This is a genomic window from Colwellia sp. MT41 (assembly GCF_001444365.1).
GTDB classification, from domain to species: Bacteria; Pseudomonadota; Gammaproteobacteria; order Enterobacterales; family Alteromonadaceae; genus Colwellia; species Colwellia marinimaniae.
Window position 1 is genome coordinate 310,262 of sequence record NZ_CP013145.1, and the last position, 17,905, is coordinate 328,166.

General features: G+C 39.5%; 13 protein-coding genes. 12 read left to right on the forward strand and 1 reads right to left on the reverse strand.

All coding sequences use genetic code 11. The annotated features are described in order from the left end of the window. The first annotated feature begins 313 nt into the window (after nucleotides 1-313). From CMT41_RS01345 to ubiB, 4 genes are all read left to right on the forward strand, one after another. Nucleotides 314-1,927: a CHASE domain-containing protein gene (locus CMT41_RS01345; RefSeq protein WP_058026139.1), complete on the forward strand. Its 1,614-nt coding sequence runs from the start codon at nucleotides 314-316 to the stop codon at nucleotides 1,925-1,927. A 367-nt stretch (nucleotides 1,928-2,294) separates the two neighbouring features. Further along, complete coding sequence (ubiE, locus tag CMT41_RS01350; RefSeq protein WP_082606389.1) at nucleotides 2,295-3,134, forward strand: bifunctional demethylmenaquinone methyltransferase/2-methoxy-6-polyprenyl-1,4-benzoquinol methylase UbiE; 840 nt, start codon at nucleotides 2,295-2,297, stop codon at nucleotides 3,132-3,134. Between the two features lie 2 nt (nucleotides 3,135-3,136). Further along, nucleotides 3,137-3,832: a ubiquinone biosynthesis accessory factor UbiJ gene (locus CMT41_RS01355; protein ID WP_058026140.1), complete on the forward strand. Its 696-nt coding sequence runs from the start codon at nucleotides 3,137-3,139 to the stop codon at nucleotides 3,830-3,832. Between the two features lie 54 nt (nucleotides 3,833-3,886). Then, nucleotides 3,887-5,455, forward strand: coding sequence for a ubiquinone biosynthesis regulatory protein kinase UbiB (ubiB, locus tag CMT41_RS01360; RefSeq protein ID WP_057179381.1), 1,569 nt, complete (start codon nucleotides 3,887-3,889; stop codon nucleotides 5,453-5,455). Nucleotides 5,456-5,556: 101 nt separating this feature from the next. Here ubiB and rep read toward each other — a convergent pair whose 3' ends face one another. Next, entirely contained in the window at nucleotides 5,557-7,587 is a 2,031-nt protein-coding gene (rep, locus tag CMT41_RS01365; protein ID WP_058026141.1) for a DNA helicase Rep, read from the reverse strand. 111 nt (nucleotides 7,588-7,698) lie between these two features. Between rep and ubiK the strand changes: the two genes are divergently transcribed. From ubiK to prsT, 8 genes are all read left to right on the forward strand, one after another. Further along, entirely contained in the window at nucleotides 7,699-7,950 is a 252-nt protein-coding gene (gene ubiK / locus CMT41_RS01370) for a ubiquinone biosynthesis accessory factor UbiK (protein WP_058026142.1), read from the forward strand. A gap of 82 nt (nucleotides 7,951-8,032) precedes the next feature. Continuing rightward, nucleotides 8,033-9,445: a phosphomannomutase/phosphoglucomutase gene (locus tag CMT41_RS01375; RefSeq protein ID WP_058026143.1), complete on the forward strand. Its 1,413-nt coding sequence runs from the start codon at nucleotides 8,033-8,035 to the stop codon at nucleotides 9,443-9,445. Nucleotides 9,446-9,468: 23 nt separating this feature from the next. Continuing rightward, entirely contained in the window at nucleotides 9,469-10,620 is a 1,152-nt protein-coding gene (locus CMT41_RS01380; protein ID WP_058026144.1) for a GNAT family N-acetyltransferase, read from the forward strand. A gap of 3 nt (nucleotides 10,621-10,623) precedes the next feature. Continuing rightward, nucleotides 10,624-10,899, forward strand: a complete 276-nt coding sequence (locus tag CMT41_RS01385) for an acyl carrier protein (protein WP_057830066.1) — start codon at nucleotides 10,624-10,626, stop codon at nucleotides 10,897-10,899. An 11-nt stretch (nucleotides 10,900-10,910) separates the two neighbouring features. Then, the gene (locus CMT41_RS01390; protein WP_058026145.1) at nucleotides 10,911-11,738 is read left to right on the forward strand and encodes a hydrolase 2, exosortase A system-associated; all 828 of its coding nucleotides are present in this window, start codon (nucleotides 10,911-10,913) and stop codon (nucleotides 11,736-11,738) included. Further along, nucleotides 11,732-12,595 (forward strand): hydrolase 1, exosortase A system-associated, encoded by an 864-nt coding sequence (locus CMT41_RS01395; protein ID WP_058026146.1) that lies wholly within the window; start codon nucleotides 11,732-11,734, stop codon nucleotides 12,593-12,595. The genes CMT41_RS01390 and CMT41_RS01395 overlap by 7 nt, the downstream gene beginning before the upstream one ends. A gap of 119 nt (nucleotides 12,596-12,714) precedes the next feature. After that, nucleotides 12,715-14,994, forward strand: coding sequence for a non-hydrolyzing UDP-N-acetylglucosamine 2-epimerase (gene wecB, locus CMT41_RS01400; RefSeq protein WP_058026147.1), 2,280 nt, complete (start codon nucleotides 12,715-12,717; stop codon nucleotides 14,992-14,994). A 122-nt stretch (nucleotides 14,995-15,116) separates the two neighbouring features. Continuing rightward, nucleotides 15,117-17,861 (forward strand): XrtA/PEP-CTERM system TPR-repeat protein PrsT, encoded by a 2,745-nt coding sequence (gene prsT, locus CMT41_RS01405; RefSeq protein ID WP_058026148.1) that lies wholly within the window; start codon nucleotides 15,117-15,119, stop codon nucleotides 17,859-17,861. The last annotated feature ends 44 nt before the right edge of the window (nucleotides 17,862-17,905 follow it).

The following is a 17,905-nucleotide window of genomic DNA, read 5'->3' on the forward strand; positions in this document are numbered from 1 at the left end:
CATTATAGCGAAGCTAGCGTTAATCTCACCCCGCTGGAAGCGGTGAATATAAAAGTGATGCTGATTTTAACCTTGTCATATATTACGACACGTTCAAAAAAATGTTTTAACCGCACTAGCTTATGCTTTTATATTGTACTCCTTTGGCAGATAGCTCTTGTACTAATCACATTATGTTATTAATATCCTTCATGAATATCCCTTCATACTTATAATTAGCCTAAACAGCACAACCACTTTTAGGCTTGAAAAACACTGGCTGCTGAGCCTTGATAATAATAGTGGTAGGGAAGCAGTTGCTTAAGGATTTCAAATGGTTTTAAAAACCAACAATGCAGTAATGCAAATTTTTGTCATGATTGTCGGCATCTTACTATCTACGTTAAGTGGCTGGTTTCTTTTTGATGTTGAAAAAAAAGCCATCATTAGTGAATTTCACAAGGATATTGACGAACGCGCTGCCTCATTATCTCGTGAGATAGAAATAAATATTGAAGCACTATATACCTTAGCAACGTTATTTAGCCAAGCATCAACCCCTGATTTCCAAGCTTTTACCACGCAAGCAAGAAAGACCTTAAATCGTCATAATGATATCCAAGCTTTGGAATGGATACCCCGTGTGCCGCACGATCAAAGACAAGCTTATGAGGCAGAGTTAAGAAAAAGTTTCCCTGACTTTGAGTTTACTGAACGTAAGGCGCAAGGCTATATGGCAGTGGCGCAGCAAAGAGCCGAGTATTTTCCTGTTTATTATGTTGAGCCTTTAGTTGGCAACGAAGCCGCATTTGGTTTTGATTTGGCGTCAAATGCCACACGTCGTGAGACGCTAGAAAAATCACGAGATAGCGCTACGGCGCGAGCTACGGCGAGTATCACCCTGGTGCAAGATAATTATAAGGAAAAAGCTTTTTTAGCCTTTTTACCAATATATAAAGGGCAACCAAGCACCTTAGCTAAGCGTAAACAAAACTTACAAGGTTTTATTCTTGGGGTTTATCGTATCGCCGACATTTTTGTCAGCTCAACCCTAAATGATGAATTACTGGGCTTAGAAATTGACCTTGTTGATGAGACTGATCCCAATAATATTGATTTGCTCTATACCCATAGTTCATCAACAGGTTTTATGGTTGATAGAAATATTATTTATAAAAAAGTACTACCTGAAATATTAGGACGTAAGTGGAGTTTAATTGGTTCACCAACACAGAGCTATATTTCGGTAAGAAGAAGTGTACTGCCTCTGTTTGTCTTTGGTGCGGGTATTATTTTCACCCTATTTATTACTGTTTATATTCGTAGCATTACCAAGCGCGCCAATGTGGTACAAAGGATTGTTATCGAAAAAACCAATGAACTGAATGAAGCTAATAAAAGGTTAAAAAAGCTATCGAGGATTGATGGCTTGACCGGTATTGCTAATAGACGTTTTATGGATGAATTTTTAGATAGGGAATGGTTACGGGCTATCAGACAAGAATCATCAGTCTCCTTTTTGTTAATTGATATCGATTTCTTTAAAGCCTATAACGATAACTATGGCCATTTAGCCGGTGATGAGTGTTTGAAAAAGGTTGGTGCTTGTCTTAAACAGCAGGTGAATCGTGCTGTAGATATGGTTGCTCGATACGGTGGTGAAGAGTTTGCTTTTGTTTTACTTGATACTCACGATGTTCAATTGATTGCCCAACGCTGCTTAAAGTCTATCGAAGCGCTAAACATTAAACATGAGTTTTCTCAAGTTGAGGCGGTGATAACCATTAGTATTGGTTATAGTACCATAGTGCCGCAAAAGGGCAGTGATCCCAGTAGTCTTATTGCTGCCGCGGATGAAGCATTATATAAAGCTAAAGAAAGCGGCAGGAACAATGCCCTTGCTTATGACGACTCGAGACACTTTACCGCGTTGACCTCGAGTAAGTAATTTCATCTTTGCATAGCTAAGCCAATAACCTAGTTAAATTTAAGGCAAAAAAAACCGATAGCAAAGGCTATCGGTGAGTTAGCTATGAGGAAAGCTAGAATATTCAATTATTACAACAAGCGTCCGTATAAGGGAACGAAGAGAAGTATAGAGTAGACACTCTATTTCTTCAAGTTAAAAATGTAATTTTATTTCATATTTGTTGTTTAGTTACATTATTTTATGGCAAGTAAGAACTTATTATTCAGTTAGGTCAGCAAAGCTTTAGTTAAATCAATAAAAAACCTGCTGGGTATTTGGTGATTTAGCATGCATACAGTAAACTATCGACAATTATAGTTTTAATATTGCTTTAAGTGAAATTACCATGTCATCCTCAGATAAAAATTCTCAAGCCAGTGACTTATCAACCAGCCAGCAGACACCAGCCGATGCCGACACTTCAGCCGATAACTCAGCCGAAAGTAAAGGTACTACGCACTTTGGTTATAAAACTATAGAAAAAGCCGACAAAATATCTATGGTAGCAGGCGTTTTTCACTCGGTGGCAAAGCAATATGATGTGATGAATGATTTAATGTCCTTTGGTATTCATCGCTTATGGAAACGTTTTACTATTGATGCCAGCGGTGTTCGTCCAGGCAATACCGTTTTGGATCTAGCCGGTGGTACCGGTGATTTAACCGCTAAGTTTTCGCAACTCGTTGGTCGAGAAGGTAAAGTGATTTTAGCCGATATTAATAGCTCAATGTTAAATGTTGGTCGCGATAAATTACGTGATAAAGGTTTAGTGCAAAATATAGAATATGTCCAAGCAAATGCTGAATATTTACCTTTTGAAGAGAATACTTTTGATATAGTCACTATCGCTTTCGGTTTACGTAATGTAACGGATAAAGATAAAGCCTTACGCTCAATTTATTCGGTATTAAAACCGGGTGGCCGTTTACTTATTTTAGAGTTTTCCAAGCCAGAGCATGAGCTATTGAATAAAGCCTATGACTTCTATTCCTTCAATATTTTACCTAAAATAGGGGAGTTGGTGGCGAAAGATGGTGAAAGCTATCAATACTTAGCTGAGTCAATTCGCATGCATCCTGATCAAGAAACCTTGAAAAGCATGATGGATAACGCCGGTTTTGAACAAACCAGTTTCAAAAATTTAACCGGTGGGGTAGTTGCCTTACATAAAGGCTACAAGTTTTAACGATGCGAGCTTCTAATAACCAAGCATTAACGCCACTAAGTACTCAACTTAGTCCTCCATTAAGAGATAGCCTATTGTTACCACAAGTTGCCACGGCAACCCTTGAATTCATTATTAACAAAGCCTTGGCGTTAAATCATAATAAGGCCATCTCTTTTGCCGCGTTAAAGCAAAAAACGTTAACCCTAGAGTTAGCTGAGCTTTCATTTCCGCTATCGTTTACTGTTAATACTAGCGATAGCTCAGCTGTGGTCATAGTTAGGTCTCAAACTGACAGTAGTGACTGTACGATAAAGACCAGTATAAAGGCGCTAAAAAAATTAAAAGCTAAGAAATCTCTAACACAATTAATCAAACAAGATGAATTAGATGTTAGCGGTGATATAAAAATAGCACAGCAATTTGCTCACATTACTCAGTCACTGGCAATAGATTGGCAGTCTGAGCTAGCTAGGCACCTTGGTGATGTGCCCACCCATAAGTTACTACAGTTTAGTGATAAAATTAGCAAATCCATTTCTGCAACCGTGAAGCAGATTGAAACAGATATTAGCGAATATCTAGTACATGAAAAACGCTTACTGGTGACTATAAGTGAAGTAACTGCTTTTAACAGGCAAGCCAAACAACTTGCCAGTGAAGTTAGCGCTGTCTCTGCGCGTATTGATAAAATTTTTGCTGACTTAGCTGAAAAATAAATTCAAGCTTAATGAGTAAATACCACTAATAATCTATAGGAAATAATAACCATCGTGAGTAGTAAACGTCTTTATCAAATCGTTAAAACCTTCTTGAATTTTGGTTTAGATACAATGGTACCCGCAGGGATGTTACCTTGGTATGTAAAAGTCGGTCGAGCCAGTTTATTTTGGTTGAGAAACCAGCATAAAGATAAAACCCCAGAACGACGATTTCGCTTAGCGATAGAAACTTTAGGGCCGGTTTTTATTAAATTCGGTCAAATGCTATCAACCAGGCGTGACTTATTAACCCCAGAGTTAGCCGATGAACTTGCCCTATTGCAAGACAAAGTAGCACCATTTGATGGCGAGCAAGCTAAGCAACTTATTATTGAAGCCATGGGTATTGAGGTTTTTGAACAGCACTTTAAAGATTTTGACCTTACCCCTTTGGCGTCTGCCTCTATTGCGCAAGTTCATACCGCAACCTTAATTTCAGGCAAAGAAGAGCAAAAAATAGTTATCAAGGTTTTACGTCCCAATATAAGTGAAACCATCTTAGCGGATATTAAAGTGATGTCACTGTTTGCTGGCATTGTTGCGCGTTGGTTACCCGATGGTAAGCGTTTACGTCCAAAAGAAGTGGTACAAGAATATCGTAAAACCATTTTAGATGAGTTAGACCTTAATCGTGAAGGCGCTAACGCTATTCAATTAAAGCGTAATTTTGAGCAGGGCAGCGAGTACGATAAAGCGCTTTATGTACCAGAAATTCATAGTGAATATAGCTTTAAAAATGTATTGGTGATGGAGCGTATTTATGGTGTTGGTGTGGGTGATATCGCTAGACTAAACGAGCTTGGTGTCAATATGAAATTACTGGCTGAGCGTGGTGTTGAAGTTTTCTTCACTCAGGTATTTCGTGATAGTTTCTTTCATGCCGATATGCACCCGGGTAATGTTTTTGTTGATGCCACTAACCCAGATGATCCTACTTGGATTGCCATAGATTGTGGTATTGTTGGTACCTTAAACCGTGAAGATAAACGTTATTTAGCCGAAAATTTTGTTGCTTTTTTTAATCGTGATTATCGAAAAGTGGCGCAATTGCATGTTGATTCTGGTTGGGTACCGGCAAATACCAGTGTTGATGAATTTGAGTTTGCCATTCGTACCGTTTGTGAGCCGATTTTCAATAAACCTTTGTCAGAGATATCATTTGGCCATGTACTGGTTAATTTATTTAATACCGCACGACGTTTTAATATGGAAGTACAACCGCAGCTGGTGTTACTGCAAAAAACTTTATTGTATATAGAAGGCTTAGGTCGTCAATTATATCCACAGTTAGACTTATGGCAAACAGCAAAACCATTCTTAGAAAACTGGGTGAAAGAGCAGATGGGCTTTAAAGCTGTCTTTAGTAAAATTAAAGCTAACTTACCGTTCTGGAATGAAAAGCTGCCTGAAATGCCAGACTTAATTTACGACTACTTAAAAACCAGTCGTGAAAATCAACATCAACAAACACAATTAATGCAGGCTATGCTGGCGAACCAGGGTAAACAGAATCAACGAGTTATTTACAGTGTTGTTGTTGCCGCTATTATTATTGCCACTGCGATATTATTAAGCCACTAGAGTTCATCACTAGTGGCTAGTGCTTCAAGTTAAAACTGTCAGTATGTTTTTTTGCTGCCTTAGCTTTCGCTAGTTGGGCAGGTAAACTTGCCATGCCTTGTTTATTCTTTTGCCGCCTTGGCTTTCGCTAGTTGGGCGCGTAAACCGGCCATGCCTTGCTTATTTGCTTGCTCAACATGCGCGACTGTTTTTTTCGTGGTACCCAGCTCCCAATTTAAATCATCTTGCGGTAACTCATGTAAAAATCGGCTTGCTTCGGTTCGTACAAGCTCACCAAACTGACGACGTTCTTTAGCATAAGTGAATATTAACTCCCGTTTCGCACGCGTTATGCCAACGTAAGCAAGACGGCGCTCTTCTTCAACACTGCCTTCATCAATACTGGTTTGGTGTGGTAATAAACCTTCTTCCATACCTATAAGAAATACGTAAGGAAACTCTAAGCCTTTGGATGCATGAAGTGTCATCAATTGCACTTGGTCGTTACTCTCTTCCTCTTCATTTCGTTCCATCATATCGCGTAAGGTTAAACGAGTAACAATATCTGGTAAGGTCATGGGCTCTTGGTCATCACTGCCTTCGAGCATTTGTGTCACCCAGCTAAAGAGTTCGGTGACATTTTTCATACGCATCTCTGCCGCTTTTGCACTAGGCGAGGTGTCATAAAGGAAGTCTTCGTAGTTAATTTCGCGTATCATCGAGCGTAATACGGCTGCGGTATCACCACGTTCAGCTTGATCGCCAATATCAACCAACCATCGAGTAAATGCTTGCATTTTCAATAAACCACGACCGGTTAAGGTTTGTTCTAAACCAAGCTCAAAACTGGCGGCAAACATGCTAATTTGACGCATATTGGCGTAATTACCTAATTTCTCTAATGTGGTCGGGCCTAATTCTCGTTTAGGGATATTAACAATGCGTAAAAAGGCATTATCATCATCTGGATTCACCAAAACGCGTAAGTAGGCCATGATATCTTTGATCTCTGCCCGAGAGAAAAATGAGGTGCCACCGCTTATTTTATACGGTATGCGGTTTTGCATCAGTGCCTTTTCTAATAAACGTGATTGATGATTACCGCGATAAAGCACCGCGTAATCTTTGTATTGGCTACGGTTCATAAAACGATGGCCTATTAGCTCGCCAATAACACGTTCAATTTCATGCTCTTCATTTTTTGCTTGTAATACACGCAGCTGTACGCCATAGGCAAGTTCACTGAATAAGGTTTTTTCGTATACATGGGGATTATTGGCAATGAGTACGTTAGCGCACTTTAATATCCGACCGCTGGAGCGATAATTTTGCTCTAATTTTATCACTTTTAAATTGGGGTAATCTTTACCCAGTTGCACTAGGTTTTCTGGTCTGGCACCACGCCAAGAATAAATGGATTGATCGTCGTCACCCACTACCGTTAAACGAGCTCGTTCACCGGCTAGTTGTCTTACTAATTCATATTGACTGGCGTTGGTATCTTGATATTCATCGACTAATAAATAGCGAATTTTTTGTTGCCAGCGCTCTTTAACCGCAGGGTAATTTTTCAGTAATAAGGTCGGAATAAGAATAAGATCATCAAAGTCGAGGGCATTATAGGCTTTCATATGCTGATGATAACGCTGATAAAACTCGGCATATTCAATGCTATTGGCATCACTGGCCATTTTCAATGCTGCATCGGGTAAGTACAAATCATTCTTCCAGCTTGAAATCATGCTTTGTAGTTTACTCAGTAAATCTTTATCACCATCAAGCTCGTCCAGGGTCAATTCTTTAAGCAAGGCTAAACTGTCTTGATCATCAAAGAGAGTGAAACCTGGTTTGTAACCTAAGGTTTTAATTTCCCGACGGATAATATCAAGACCCAGTGAGTGGAACGTAGAAACCGTTAAACCACGCGTTAAGTCTTTACCTAACATTTTTTGGATACGTTCTTTCATTTCACGTGCGGCTTTATTGGTAAAGGTTACCGCGGCAATATTACGGGCTTTGTAATCACACTTTTGAATTAAGTAAGCAATTTTTTGACAAATAACCCCTGTTTTTCCTGAGCCAGCGCCCGCTAGCACTAAGCAAGGGCCACTAACATATTTTACTGCTTCATTTTGTTTAGGATTAAGTTTCATTATTTTTTTACTACACTATTGAAAATAAACTATCGACCCGTGATTTTACCTGTTTTTAGTCATAGGCAAAACAGTTACAATGCAAGACAAGTAAAAAAAGAGGAAATTATTATGTTGAATGCAAAAAAGTTAGAAGAAATTGCCAAACAAGTAACCGAGTCTATTCCTGCAAGCTTAAAAAATCTCGCCCATGAAATTGAAGACAAGGCTAAAACAGTTTTGCAAAGCAAGTTATCACAACTTGATGTGGTAACACGCGAAGAGTTTGATGTACAAACACAAGTATTGCTCAAGACGCGGGCGCAATTAACCGCGCTTGAAACTAAGCTAGCAGCACTGGAAGAAAAAATAGCAGCAAGCTAATTTAGTTAAAAAGTAATCATTCTATTATTGATTACATCATACACCCCCTTAACCTTAATATTAACAAGGACAAATTTATTTCATGTCATCATCTAAAGTAGCCTTAACATCAGGCCCTTCTGCTATTACCTGTTTCAAAGCTTATGATATCCGCGGAAAATTAGGCGAAGAATTAAATACTGATGTCGCTTATCGCATCGGTCGCGCTTTTTCCCAGTATACCCAAGCAAAAACTGTAGTGGTTGGTGGTGACATTCGTTTGACCAGTGAAGAATTAAAGCAAGCTTTAGCGCAAGGGCTAATGGCGGGTGGCACTAACGTTATTGATTTAGGTTTAGCGGGTACTGAACATATTTATTTTGCCACCAGTTATTTAGAGTGCGATGGCGGCATTGTTGTTACTGCCAGTCATAATCCGATTGATTACAATGGTATGAAGCTGGTACGTGAAAACTCAAAACCTATCAGTGGTGATACTGGCCTGTTCGATATTCAAGCCCTTGCCGAGCAGAATGATTTTATTGAGGTTGCCGTAAAAGGTACATTAAGCACAGTTGATATTACTCAACCTTATACTGAGCATTTGTTAACTTATATTGATAACAAAAATATCACGCCATTAAAGCTGGTAGTGAATGCCGGCAATGGTACGGCAGGCCCAGCGCTTGATGCCATAGAAAGTGCTTTTAACGCCTTAAATGTCCCTATTGAATTTATTAAAATACATCATCAACCGGATGGTAATTTTCCCAATGGGATTCCGAACCCACTATTAATAGAAAATCGTGCCGCGACTCGTGATGCAGTAATCAAACATGGTGCTGATATGGGCATTGCCTGGGATGGTGATTTTGATCGTTGTTTCTTATTTGATGAACATGGTGAATTTATTGAAGGTTATTATATTGTTGGTTTATTAGCTGAAAACTTTTTAAGTAAAGTTACCGGTGATAAAGCCCAAGCAAAAATCATTCATGATCCACGTTTAACGTGGAATACTATTGATATTGTTGAACAAGCGGGTGCTCAAGCCATCCAAAGTAAAACAGGTCACGCCTTTATTAAAGAGCGTATGCGTAGTGAGGATGCTATTTATGGCGGTGAAATGAGTGCTCATCATTATTTTCGCGACTTCTTTTATTGTGACAGCGGCATGATCCCCTGGTTATTGATTGCCGAGTTGGTTTGTTTACGTAAGCAGCCGCTGTCTAGTTTAGTGAAAGAGCGCATAGCGGCTTATCCATCATCGGGTGAAATTAATAATAAAATTGCCGATCCAAAAGCTGCTATTACCCGTGTTTTTGATTTTTATCAACAGCAAGCACAAGTTATTGATAAAACCGATGGTATTAGTATGGAGTTTGGCAATTGGCGCTTCAATTTACGCAGCAGTAATACTGAGCCTGTAGTACGGCTTAATGTTGAGTCTAAAGGCGATAAAGCCTTGATGCAGGAAAAAACAGCGCAAGTATTAGCTTTGTTGTTAGCTGAGTAGTTGATTTAAGGACTGAGGTTTAAGTGGCTGATATTCTAATGATCCCGAACGAACACTTTTCTTATCGCGTGCTGTCATTTACTGAGTTTATTGAGCAATATACAACTCAGTATCAAGCGCTGTCTGAAGGTGAAATGCCTAAGGCGAGGTTATTTGAATTAACGTTGCCTTGGCTTATTGCGACAGAGCAGTTTATGCTGCCCGAAAATAGCCAAGTGCTGGTGCATTGTTTATATCAAAAAAGTGAAGGGCAACAACCAGTCTTAAGCATTGCTTGGCCTTTGGTGCATAGCACTATCAATAATAAGAGTAAATGGTCTCAACCGCAGATTAGATCACTGAGCAGTTTTTACTCGGCAGTTACCGAGCCCATATTTTTTATCACACCGGATAAACAAGCATTACAGCAGTTGTTTTCTTATATAAAGCATGACCATCAGTGGCATAGTATGCAACTTGGTGCTTTTGACGAGGGTATTTTCAGCCAAGCACTGCTGGAGTATTTCCCTTATCAGCGCGTTTTTGCTAAAACTGATAATATCTACCAACAAGGGCTTACTGACTATGCTAGTTATTATCAACAAAGACCGAGTCAATTACGTAACACCATAAAAAGACGTCAAAAAAAACTGACTAAAGCGCAGCAATACCGAATTGAAATAATTACCGAGGTCAGCAATTTTGCCTCGGCATTTTCTGCTTATAAAGTCATTTACCAACAAAGTTGGAAAGGTGATGAATTTAGCTTCGATTTTATTGAGCAAGTGTGTTTGGCAGCGTTGCAGGAAAATAAATTACGTTTTGGGCTATTGTTTGTTGATGATGAGCCAGCAGCTGCCCAGCTTTGGTTTGTGCAAACTAGTTATAATGATAGTGGACAGGTCCAAGCAACGGCTTCTATTTTTAAGCTGGCTTATGCCCCCAAGTATCAAATGTACTCGGTCGGTTCTATTTTATCCTTAGCTTTATCTGAACATGTTATCAGTCAAGATAAAGTCACCAGTATTGAATTCGGTATGGGCTCTGAGCCATATAAACAAGATTGGTTAGCAGGCAAAAGAACTCGACAAAGCTATCTAATTTTTAATCAGCATAGTATCTATGGTAAGTTAGCCATTATTCGGCATCTGCTACTACCCTGGCTAATTAAACCATTCAAAAGGAAAAGTAAGTAAATAATGACTTCTGTACAATCTAGCGAGCAAGTTAGCGCACAAACCACAGCGCAACTCATTAAGTTATTAATCGCCATTATTCCCAATTATGATGAAAGTTTTTGGCATGCTGAAACTGAGTTATTTGGCGCTATTGCTGAGTTTGATTCCATGACGTTAGTCACCTTGATTGGTGAAATGGAAGAATCTTTCGATATAACCCTTGATGATGATGATATCAGTGCCGAGAATTTTGCTTCGGTGGCTAGTTTAACCGAATTAGTACTAGAACGTAGTTAATCATTTTGGCTATGGTATCGACGAGAGTAGAATTTTATCCAGGTGCTAAAGGGCCATTATTTCGGATAATTCGCACCCCAGAGCAAGTACTTGCTCACCTGCTATTTATTGCGCCCTTGTTCGAACAGGCCAATCAAACCCGACACCATATTAGCCGTTCAGCCATTAATGGTTATCACCATGGCTGGCAAACTATCATTTTTGATCACTATGGTACTGGGGATAGTGGTGGTGAACTTGTTGATACTAGCTTAGTCTTGTGGCAGCAAGATATTGTTAAGCAGCTAGTCGAAATTAAAGCCAACTCGGCTCAAGCAATCTACCTGTCATTACCATTATCAGCGGTGTTATTATTATCGGATGAAATCCTTAGTCATGTTGATGGCGTGCTACTGTTACAACCTGACTTTAACGGTAAACGTTTTGTCCAACAATTTAAGCGTCTAGCGTTAGCGGCTGGCTTTACTCAGCGTAAGACGGCAATACCTACGACCATAGCTGCAGCAAAAAAACGACAACAAACCATTGAGATTGCCGGCTATACCATGGAAGAAAATTTGCTCGACCAGTTAGCTGCACAGAATTTAAATCAGCTAACTGACGTTAAGGTCCCTTGTTATTGGTTTGAATGGTTAGCCCAGTCAGAGGCGTTGAGCCCAGGCAGAGCAAAGCAGCAACAAGCACTCGCCAATAAAAGTAACAAGTTGATTATTCAACAAATAACAGCGGTGAAATTTTGGCAGGCCACTGAATTACAAATATCGCCTGAGTTTTTACGGCAAGAGCAGTTGCTTTTTAGCCAGTTAATTGCTGGCGCAGCGGAAATAAGCGGATGTTAGAGCAAGGTGTTATTTTTAATAGCAAGGGTAAACAATTAATTGCCATTGAACATTTACCCATGGCAGTAACGATGACCCGTGGTGATAAGGCCACTAAAAAAGGTGTGATAATTGTTGTTGGTGGCCCACAAACACGTGTTGGTAGCCACAGACTGTTTGTTTATTTGGCAAGGGCGTTAGCTAAACAGGGCCTTACCGTATTTCGCTTTGATTATAGCGGTGCTGGTGACAGTGAAGGTGAACTTAGTACTTTTACTGACATTCAAAGTGACATTGATGCTGCCATACAAACCTTTCAACAACGCCATAGTGATATTACTGACTTGGCTTTATGGGGCTTATGCGATGCTGCCTCGGCCATTTTACTTTATCTTAATGGCAATCATCATCACCAAGAAAAAATAACACAGCTTTTCTTAGTTAACCCTTGGGTAAGGCAAGTACAAACACAAGCAAAAACATTTTTGCGCACTTATTACTTTAAACGACTAATCAGTAACGAATTTTGGCGAAAACTAGTTTCGGGGAAAGTGCGGGCAAAAGTCGCGCTTAGTGAGATTAATCAGTTTCATCAGCAAGGCAAAGCAAGTAATAATATTCACCCAGAGGATAACTTTGTTACGCAAATGCTACAGGGCTTGAGCAAGTTTACTGGCCAAAGTCATATCATCCTTAGTGGTAATGATTTAACCGCGGATGAATTTAGGTTGTTAGTTAAAAGTAATAAACATTGGCAGCAGGTAATGGCTCAGGCTAGTATAGAGCAGAAAATAATCAGCCAAGCTGACCATACTTTTTCTCAACGGGATAAACAAGATCAACTGATAGAATTTACTGTGAAGGCGTTAGTAACGTAAATTCGTTAACAGAAGGTTAAAATACTCACCTGAGTTATGTTACTTGTGTGAGTAAATGCTTTACAATTGCCAAGAAAATGTAAATAGCCGCATCAATCTAGTAACTTTAAGGAAGCAAAATGAAAATAGGGATTATCGTTGGCACTCGCCCCGAAATAATCAAAATGGCGCCCGTTATTCGTGAATGTAAAAAACGTGGTATTGCCTATTTTATTATCCATTCTAATCAACATTACTCTGAAGAAATGGATAGTATATTTTTTAAAGAACTAGAATTACCGGCACCGGATTATAATTTGGGTGTTGGCTCAGGTTTACATAGCAATCAAACCGGTAATATTTTGATTGAAATGGAACCTATCTTAATACACGAAAAACCTGATGTAGTGCTTGTGCAGGGTGATACCAATACGGTACTAGCCGGGGCCTTAGCTGCCTCAAAACTTGGCATTAAGGTAGGTCATATTGAAGCGGGTTTACGTAGTTATGATCGCACTATGCCCGAGGAAACCAACCGTATTTTGACGGATCATATGAGTGAGTACTTATTCGCCGTTGGTCCTAATCAACATGCTATTTTGGCAAAAGAAGGTATTGATAGCGATAAAATATTCACTGTCGGTAATACCGTTTCTGATTCTTTATTTCAACATTTAGATATTTCAGCCAGCACCAGTACCATTTTGGCAGATTTAGCTGTGACATCAGGTGAGTTTTTCTTAGTGACTGCCCATCGTGCTGCTAATGTTGATATACTCGCAAACTTATTAGAACTGCTGGCATTATTTGATAAGTTACATGCAAAATATAGTCAAACCATGGTCTGGCCAATTCATCCAAGAACCCAAGCTAAACTGAAAGAATTTTCCATTGAATTACCTGCTTATTTACAGCTTATTCCACCCATTGGTTATTTAGATTTTATTCAATTACAAAAACATGCTCAGCTTATTTTAACTGACTCTGGCGGTATTCAAGAAGAAGCCTGTTTATTAGGTGTGCCTTGTATTACCTTACGTGAAAATACCGAGCGTCCTGAATCTATTGAAGTAGGTGCTAACATATTGGTTGGTCGTGATGCCAATAAAGCGTTAGCCGCAGCGGATAAATGGCTTGCTAAAGATGCAGCTGACTTTACTTGGGGCAATCCCTTTGGTGATGGTCATGTAGCAGAAACTATTTTAGATATCATTACTAATTCAGTACCTTGCACTCTGGATGCTGAAATTATTGCTAAACATGAAACACTCAGTGTTATTGGTCTGGGCTATATGGGGTTACCTATAGCCAGCTTATTAGCAGAAGCTGGCTATCATGTTACCGGCGTTGATTTGAATAGCGATAAAGTTACCGCGATTAATAAGGCACAATGCCCCTTTGATGAAGCTGGTTTACCTGACTTACTTACTAAGGTTGTTTCACAAGGTTTTTTAACAGCCAGTAGTGAAATTCCTACCAGCACAACCTATTTAATTGCTGTACCGACACCGCACAAGGATAATAGCTGTGACCGAAGTTATGTCTTTAGTGCCGTAGATGCCATCGCGAAAGTGGCTAAAGAGGGTCAAACGGTAATTATTGAGTCAACTATCTCGCCACAAACAAGTTTAGCCGTGGCACAACGCTTTGCCGAAGCAGGTTTAACCATTGATGTTGTCCATTGTCCTGAACGTGCCATTCCAGGGCAAACCTTGCATGAACTGGTGCACAATGACAGGATCATAGGTGCAACAAACCCTCAGGCACAACAGAAAGTTAAAGCTATTTATCAAAGTTTTGTTAAAGGTGAAATCTTCTTAACGGATTTAACCACAGCCGAATGTATCAAGTTGGTAGAAAATACCTCTCGTGACGTGGGTATTGCTTTTGCCAATGAACTATCACAAATTTGTCAAGAGCTCAAAGTGGATGTCCATGAGGTTATTCGCCTAGCTAACCGTCACCCAAGAGTTAACGTGTTATCGCCAGGGCCAGGTGTTGGTGGACACTGTATCCCCATTGACCCTTGGTTCTTGGTTGAAAATACTCAAGCAGGAGAGTTGGTTCGTTTAGCACGTACTATTAATGACCAGCGTCCAAGTATAGTTGCTGAACAAGCTTTGGCGCTATTAGGGGATACCAGCCAGCTTAAGGGCAAGAAAATTGGCATCTTAGGCGTAGCTTATAAAGCCAATGTTGATGACTGTCGTGAATCACCTGCTGATGCCATTCATCAGCATTTTATCCAAGCGGGCTTGGAAGTTAATTATCATGATCCCTTCGTACCCAGCTGGCATTGCGCTCGTCAAGAGACGTTAACCGCCATTGATGATTGGGCAGATGTATTGATCTTGGTTACCGATCATGAGTGTTATAGTAATTTGGCGGTAGTTACGCCACTGCTCAATAGCCGAGCATAAAAAAGGCCCATTAGCTTTGCTGTTAATGGGCTTTATTTTTTGTTAGCTTTAAATTAGCTGCCAAGGCAATACCTTAAGGTATTAGCTTTAATAATAATGATAATAGCAAAAGGACTCTCGACATGAAATTTGTAAAAGCCTCCCTCTGTTTAAGTATCACTCTGGCACTCAGCGCCTGTAGTGAGCAAGTCTCAGTTGAATATCACCTAGAAAGTGCTAAAAGTTATCTCAGTAACAAGCAAATAAATGAAAGTATTATTGAATTAAAAAATGCTATTCGTGCGGATGGTAAAAATGCGGAAGCGCGTTTTATCTTAGGTCAAATTTATTTGAATTTGGGCGATGGCCTTGTTGCAGTAAAGGAACTTGAAAGAGCCCAACAGTTTAACTATGCCGCTAATAAAGTGCTGCCATTACTTGCCCGCGCGTATATATTAACGGACAGTGACGCCGATGTTTTAGCGTTAAGTGAGCAGGCCGCAAAGTTGGCTAATGAAGAACACAGCCATTACTTAGCTTATAAAACACTGGCGGCATTGCGTAGTGAGCAAGCTGAACAGGCAACAGATAGTGCCACTTTAGCGCAGTCTATTGCCCAACAAAGTTTATATAGTATGTTGGCTTTGGCTTATTTAGAGCTGTCTCAAAACAACAATGATGCAGTGAAAACCTTAATTTCACGGATATTAACCATAGATGCCGAGCAAGTTGATGCGCTTATGTTGCAAGGACAAGTGTCCATGGTGACTAAAGACTATCAACAAGCGGCGTTAAGTTTTGAAAGCTATTTAAATTTACAGCCACGTTCAGGTATTGTGCAATTATTGTTAGCCGATGCGTTACTTAAGTCGGGTCAAGATAAAGCCGCTGAAAAGTATGCTGATGGTATATTAGCCAAAATTGATAGTCAGCCTTTTGCCCATTATATTAAAGCCATGGTTGCTTTTAATGGTAAAGATTTTGCTAAAGCCAGTGAACATGCGGAAAGGGCTTTATCGGCTAATTTTAATCAGTTTAACTTAAGGTTAGTGGCGGGGGCGAGTGCCTTTTATTTAAAAAACTGGCAACAGAGTCATCATCATTTGACCATGGTGGTTAAATACTTACCTAAAGAGCACCAAGCTAGACGCATGTTGGCTGTTACCCAGTTAGAGCTAGGCTTAGTGGGCGAGATAAGTGCCACTGTGGGTGACTTTTCAGTAAACCAAGCGGGTGATGCTCAATTTATCTCTTCCTTAAGTTATAAGCTACTAGAGTTAGGTGCAACGAGTGAAGCAAAAAAAATACTGGCCCAGCATGAGGCTTCTACTGTTATTAATGCAGCTGATAACGCTAGGAAGGGTATTTTAAAGTTAATGATGAATGATCCATCAGGCATCCAGGACTTGCAAGATGCGGTTAAACTAGACCCAAGCTTTATTGAGGCTGAGTTAGCGTTAGCTTATGCGGCGCTACATAATAATGATATTAAGCAAGCGCGTGAGATAGCGATAAAATGGCAGGAAAAATATCCTGAAAAGTCGGGTGGTTATAACTTAATGGCAAGTATTGCCATAAAAGAAAAAAAATATCAACAAGCAGAACAATCGTTAAAACAAAGCTTAACTTTAGCGCCTGACAATATTTTTGCCCTCACTGAGCAACTGAGGTTAGCTCGTCAACAAAAAAATGAGTCATTGAGTAAACAGCGTGTTGATTATTTAATGACATTGGCGCCAAGTAACAACAAGGTATTACGCCATTATTTTGGTATCTACCGTAATGACATGGCCTTAGAAAAATTACAATTGGCCTATCAAGCGGATAACAGCGATATTAAAAAAGCAGTATTAGTGGCTGAAGCTATGGTGACTTTAGCGCAATATAAGCAAGCCGAAAATTTACTAACTAACTTAGCTGATACGCCAAAATTACCAAAACGCTATTGGCAATTGGTGGTATTTAACCATAGAAAACAGCATGACGTTAAGAAAGTTCAATCGGCTTTAGAACGTTGGTTAAAAGCCAGTCCATACCATATAGAGCCGGTAGTGTTATTAGCCGATTTACATGCTAACCGTGGTAATAATGAGCGTGCCTTGCAGGTAATTAAACGGGGCTTAGATTACCATCAAGATCATTTGGTATTACAACTGGTGAAGATGCAGTTACTGCTTAATAGTAAAAAAATTATGCCAGCTAAAACTCTCTATAAAACATTAGCAGTTAGCGCTATCAATGATGCTTTAAAACAAGGTTTTCTTGGTCGCATTCTACTGCTAGAAGAGAAGTATGACCAAGCGATAGTAAAATTAACTAAGCTCTATCAAGTTTACCCGAGTAGTCAAAATGCTGTGTATTTAGCGGGTGCTTATATGGGCAATAAAGACGAGCCTAAAGCCGCCAAAGTATTAGAGCATCATTTAACCGTCGAGCCGCATGAAAATCGTATTAAAACTATGCTGGCGGGTATCTATCTTGAAAGTGATACTAATAAAGCTATCGCGGTTTATGCTGATGTTGTTAAAAAACAACCTAACAATGTTATAGCCCATAATAATTTAGCTTGGCTGTATTTAGAGCAGAGCAAATTAGATAAAGCCTTAATGCATGCTAAAGAGGCTTTTGCGCTAGCGCCTCATATTCCAAATGTTGCTGATACCTACGGAAAAGTACTGCTTAAATCGGGTGATAAAAGAGCGGCGTTAAAATATGCCAGTAAAGCCTTTGATTTAACTAAAGGGCAAGACATTGATATTCAACTTAATTACATCGAAGCACTTATTGCCAATAGTCGAGAAAATGAAGCAAAAGATTTGTTAAGTAAAACATTGCCAGAAACAGATGAGCAAACCCAGAAAAAAGCAAAAATACTAGCACGATTATAATTGTTTTGCCTTGCCAATAAGCGACTGTGTTAGCTGTCGCTTTT

What these genes read in the sequence shown, in the direction of transcription:
- CMT41_RS01395 (WP_058026146.1), top strand. Translation starts at nt 11,732, where the DNA reads ATGTTAGAGCAAGGTGTTATTTTTAATAGCAAGGGTAAACAATTAATT.
- CMT41_RS01385 (WP_057830066.1), top strand. Translation starts at nt 10,624, where the DNA reads ATGACTTCTGTACAATCTAGCGAGCAAGTTAGCGCACAAACCACAGCG.
- CMT41_RS01345 (WP_058026139.1), top strand. Translation starts at nt 314, where the DNA reads ATGGTTTTAAAAACCAACAATGCAGTAATGCAAATTTTTGTCATGATT.
- CMT41_RS01355 (WP_058026140.1), top strand. Translation starts at nt 3,137, where the DNA reads ATGCGAGCTTCTAATAACCAAGCATTAACGCCACTAAGTACTCAACTT.
- wecB (WP_058026147.1), top strand. Translation starts at nt 12,715, where the DNA reads ATGAAAATAGGGATTATCGTTGGCACTCGCCCCGAAATAATCAAAATG.
- CMT41_RS01375 (WP_058026143.1), top strand. Translation starts at nt 8,033, where the DNA reads ATGTCATCATCTAAAGTAGCCTTAACATCAGGCCCTTCTGCTATTACC.
- rep (WP_058026141.1), bottom strand. Translation starts at nt 7,587, where the DNA reads ATGAAACTTAATCCTAAACAAAATGAAGCAGTAAAATATGTTAGTGGC.
- ubiE (WP_082606389.1), top strand. Translation starts at nt 2,295, where the DNA reads ATGTCATCCTCAGATAAAAATTCTCAAGCCAGTGACTTATCAACCAGC.
- prsT (WP_058026148.1), top strand. Translation starts at nt 15,117, where the DNA reads ATGAAATTTGTAAAAGCCTCCCTCTGTTTAAGTATCACTCTGGCACTC.
- ubiK (WP_058026142.1), top strand. Translation starts at nt 7,699, where the DNA reads ATGTTGAATGCAAAAAAGTTAGAAGAAATTGCCAAACAAGTAACCGAG.
- CMT41_RS01390 (WP_058026145.1), top strand. Translation starts at nt 10,911, where the DNA reads ATGGTATCGACGAGAGTAGAATTTTATCCAGGTGCTAAAGGGCCATTA.